4 protein-coding genes and 1 pseudogene are annotated in these 4,188 nt (G+C 64.4%); 1 reads left to right on the plus strand and 4 read right to left on the minus strand.

Annotation, left to right across the window (positions count from 1 at the left end):
* A partial coding sequence (locus CVO76_RS17440) for a winged helix-turn-helix transcriptional regulator (RefSeq protein WP_244186041.1) occupies positions 1–552 on the plus strand: 552 nt, incomplete at its 5' end.
* A 296-nt stretch (positions 553–848) separates the two neighbouring features.
* Here CVO76_RS17440 and CVO76_RS15650 read toward each other — a convergent pair.
* From CVO76_RS15650 to CVO76_RS15665, 4 genes and pseudogenes are all read right to left on the minus strand, one after another.
* Positions 849–1,418 (minus strand): DapH/DapD/GlmU-related protein, encoded by a 570-nt coding sequence (locus CVO76_RS15650; protein WP_208740049.1) that lies wholly within the window; start codon positions 1,416–1,418, stop codon positions 849–851.
* Between the two features lie 248 nt (positions 1,419–1,666).
* Positions 1,667–2,242: a signal peptidase I gene (gene lepB / locus CVO76_RS15655; protein ID WP_244186042.1), complete on the minus strand. Its 576-nt coding sequence runs from the start codon at positions 2,240–2,242 to the stop codon at positions 1,667–1,669.
* Entirely contained in the window at positions 2,229–3,839 is a 1,611-nt protein-coding gene (locus CVO76_RS15660) for a multicopper oxidase family protein (RefSeq protein WP_208740050.1), read from the minus strand. The genes lepB and CVO76_RS15660 overlap by 14 nt, the downstream gene beginning before the upstream one ends.
* Positions 3,840–3,968: 129 nt before the next feature.
* Positions 3,969–4,188, minus strand: a pseudogene (locus tag CVO76_RS15665) (hypothetical protein); the annotation flags it as partial.

A 4,188-nucleotide genomic window follows, 5' to 3' on the forward strand; every position in this document is an offset into this window, starting at 1 on the left:
CGACGGCGACGTGATGATACGGGACGGGCTGCATCAGGGTCTCGGGCGAGGAAAGGCGAACAGTCATCGAAAGCTCCTTGGTCTGAACTGGAGGGTTGCTGGTATCTCAGGGATACCTTGTGGGAGGTGGTTACTTCAACGAAACTGGGTGTCGTGAGGACTACCAGCAGCCCACCATCGGACTGCTTCGAGATCGACGCTCCCCACCGTGAACTCCTCGATCAGGTGCTCGATAAGTGGTCCCTCCTGGTCCTGAACGAGCTGTGCGAACGGCCGATGCGTTTCAGTGAACTGCGACGCGTCATCCCCACGGTCACACAGAAGTCGCTTACCGCAACGCTCAGGCGGCTCGAGCGCAATGGCATCATCGAACGCGTTGTTCTGAGCACCCGTCCCGTGGCGGTGGAGTACAGCATCACGATGCTGGGAAAGACCCTCCGACCGCCGGTCGAAGTGATCCTCGAGTGGGCAGCAGAACAGATGCCACTGATTGAGCAGGCCCGCCGTCGCTTCGACGAGTTCGATGAGGTGCACAAGTCACCGGAGGCATGAAGCGCGCGACCGAGACATATTGCAACTGACCTACAGCCCACACCGTCATGCGCGGAACGCGCCAGTCACCCAGCTCACGGAGAACATGAACGGGCAGCGGGGAGTAATCGTGGTCGCCAACATATTGACCTAACGGGAGGTTATCGGCGAACTTGGTATACCGGCGAGAGGGGCTGTTGAGACGCAGTTCCTCGAGGTCATGTCCGGGCGTGGATGCCTCCTCGCGAACGGATACGGCAGTCCGCGTCAGGGACTGCTTCCGGGCTCATTCGGCGGGTCGGATGTCCACGGCTGCGTCAGTCCGAGACGTATCGGACGACTTTCGCCGGTGACCCGACGACGATCGCGTTGTCGGGCACGTCCTTCGTCACGACCGCGGCAGCCGCCACGACGGCGTTCCGTCCGATGCTCACCCCTGGCAGGATCGTCGCATTCGCTCCGATCCACACATTGGCCCCGAGGACGATCGGCGCCGGGAGCAGGTCCGCACGGCGGCTCGGAGCGAGATCGTGGTTGAGCGTCGCGAAGACCGCCTTATGTCCGATGAGGCAGTCGTCCCCGATGGTGATCCCGCCCTGGTCCTGGAACATGCACCCGGCATTGATGAAGACTCGACGTCCGATGGTGATGTTCCTGCCGAAGTCGGCATGGATCGGAGGGAAGACAGTCACCGACTCGTCGACCGGTGTGCCGATCAGCCGGGACAGGAGCCGACGGACCTCTGCCGGGTCCTTCCACCCGCTGTTCAACTCCCCCGTGATGCGCAGGGCCTCCTGACTGGTCCGGTGCATGACCGCGTGGAGAGGTGAATCTCCCGGAATGGTTCTGCCGGCGTTCAGTTCGATCAGCAGGTCATTTAGTGTCACGTCGTCCTCTTCCGGTACCGGTCATGGATGGCCACGGTAACAGGCCACCCTGCGACCTTGCAGTCCCGTCTGCCCGCAGATCCGGCAGAAGCATGACGTCGTCCGCGGTGGTGCCGCGCCAGTGCCACTCCCCTGCCCACGTGTGGACGGTGTCGCCGGGGTGGAGTTCGGTGAGGTCCTCGCCGCAGGCGTGCGGCGGATGCCGGACCGATGCGGGAATCGAGTTGCTCCCCCCCGCGGGAGCGCGCCTAATTCCGGCCGGTGAGCAGAGTGCCCCGGATCGATGTGAGAGGCACGGCTCCGAAATCCCGGGAATCGATGGAGACGCCGCGGTTGTCACCCAGCACGAAGACACTCCCGGTCGGCACCGTCACAGGGCCGAAATAGGTCGCGTCGATGCGGCTGTGATCGACGAACGGCTCCGCTATCGCGACGTCGTCGACGTACAGTTCAGCATCACGGATGGCGACGGTCTGCCCCTCCCCTGCGATGACCCGCTTGATGGCGGTCCGGCCGTCGACTGGGTTGGTGAAAGCGACGACGACGCCGGGCCGGATCGAGTCCGCACCGGCGGAGGGTTTGTAGAGGAGCACCACGGCACCGGATGCGATGGTCGGTTCCATGCTGTCGGAGGACACGGTGACCGGTTCCAGGACCCATGCCCGCAGGGCAAGGACGAGGAGCAGGGGAATCAGTGCCACCACCAGGACGCGGGGTCGGCGTCTCTCCGCCGCTTCCGCCCCCGGCGACAGCTCCGGCGAACGCATCAGGATGGGGCGTCCCCTGTCCTGGGGCATTCCGTCGCCCGGCTCAGTCGTCGTCATCGTCCCATTCGGCTCGGGCCGCCGTCATGGGATCATTGGGGTCGTAGTCGGTCTCCTTCAGGCCCACGCGGAACTGGGCCATCATGTCGTGGTCCTCGTGCGGCAGGTTGTGGCAGTGCATCATGTAGACGCCGGCGTGAGGGGAGAATTTCATCAGGAGCCGGACGGTCTCGCCTTCACCCACGTACACGACGTCCTTCGGGCCACGCTCGTAGGAGAACGCTGCGCTCCCGTTGCGGCTGAGGATCTGGAAGTCGACCAAGTGGATGTGGAGGGGGTGGAACCACCCGCCCGAGCTGTTCTCGACCTCCCAGATCTCCACGGAGTCGACCGCCGGATCGGCGACGACCTTCTTGTACCCGCTGGCGATGACGTCCTGCCAGCTGTCATCGTTGATGGTCCACATATTGGTGACGTCGTTGCGCTTGACCCGGAACCTGCGGGTCCTCACCGACTGCGCGGCCGTCAGTGACATGGCTTCACTGCCGACCAAGGTCGTGGGGATGCGGTTCCAGGTCGGGTCGGTGGTGTCGACGGCTTCGTCGGTCACGTCGAACGCCATGATCTTCCCCGTGAAGTCGTAATCCACGTTGTTCTTGTTCGAGAGGTTGCGGAGCTCGATGCGCTGCCCCGTCCTGTACTTGCGGAAATCGATGAGGACCTCGTACCGCTCCGCGCCGGCATGGCGGTAGTTCGCCACGCTCTGTGCCTTCGGGATCAGGCCACCATCGGTCCCGACGATCACGAGGGGGTCCCCCGTGCTGAGCGTTGGTCGTAGGGAGCGTGAGATGGAGCAGTTGAGGATCCTGAAGCGGTACACGCGCTTCTGTACCTTCATGACGGGCCATGGCTTCCCGTTGACCAGGATCACGTCCCCCCACAGCCCGGAGTGGGTGTTGTCGTCGTAGCCCAGAGAACCGTTCTCGGCGAACATCGCGTCGCTGACGGTCAGGGCAACGTCGTACCGGCCCTGCGGCAGCAACTGGCGTTCGAGGGGATCGTGCATGTGGTACTGCGCGGCGAGGCCGGAGTACGCGTTCTGAGCGGTGAAGTGGACGCCGTGGTCGTGGTACCAGAGCGTGCGGGCCGGCTGGAAGTTGGGATACCGGTAGTCCTTGTAGAATCCCGGATTCGTGATGTCGCTGGCGTAGCCGTCGTACTGCGGGAGCGACGCGGACCCGTGCAGGTGGGTGGACGTGGACAGGGCGTGACCGTCCAGGGGGTGCTGGGCCGGCAGCTGGTTGCGGACCCTCACGACCGCCTTCGTGCCCTGGTCCAGGCTGATGGTCGGGCCCGGGAATATTCCGTTGTACCCGAGGATGGGCGTCGTCAGCCGCGGCAGGATCTGGGCCGTCGCGGCCTTCTCCGTCACCTGGTAGTAGTTGACGGGCAACCCGTCGGCCGGGTCGATCCCTGTCGTGTACGGCTGGAGGAACGGGGCCTGGACGAAGGGCACCTGGAACGGGCGCGGCATCTGGCTGTCGCTCAGCCGGCTCGCCGACTTGGCGTCCACCGACCCTGTCGGAAGTGTGGCGGCGCCTGCCCCGAGGACTCCGAGTCCCCCCAGCAGCAGAACCTGACGGCGTGTGGTTGACATTGCGTTCCCTTCGTTCAGTACGACGACTGTCCCGCACCCACGTTGGAGATACCTCGCGCCGGGCCTCCGATTACTTGGAGAAACCCTTGAATTCGCTGCGATGTCCCAAGGAACGGCACCTGCCGTGTCTCACAGGGTCCGGTGTCGGTGCAGGAGGACGAACCCGAGCACCGCTGAAGCGCCCGCGATGGCTTCTGCTCCTGCGGTCAGGCTCTTTTTCGCATACCACACGGGTTCGTACATCGACGGGATGAATCCGATGTCCGGGACCTGCACATACCGGTAGAGGACGACCGCGCCCAGCGCGGAGAGTGCCACCACTGCCGCGAGCGCGAACGCTGCTCGGCTG

It is taken from the genome of Arthrobacter agilis (assembly GCF_002953615.1).
Lineage (GTDB): Bacteria > Actinomycetota > Actinomycetes > Actinomycetales > Micrococcaceae > Arthrobacter_D > Arthrobacter_D agilis_B.

What these genes read in the sequence shown, in the direction of transcription:
- CVO76_RS15660 (WP_208740050.1), bottom strand. Translation starts at nt 3,839, where the DNA reads ATGTCAACCACACGCCGTCAGGTTCTGCTGCTGGGGGGACTCGGAGTC.
- lepB (WP_244186042.1), bottom strand. Translation starts at nt 2,242, where the DNA reads ATGACGACGACTGAGCCGGGCGACGGAATGCCCCAGGACAGGGGACGC.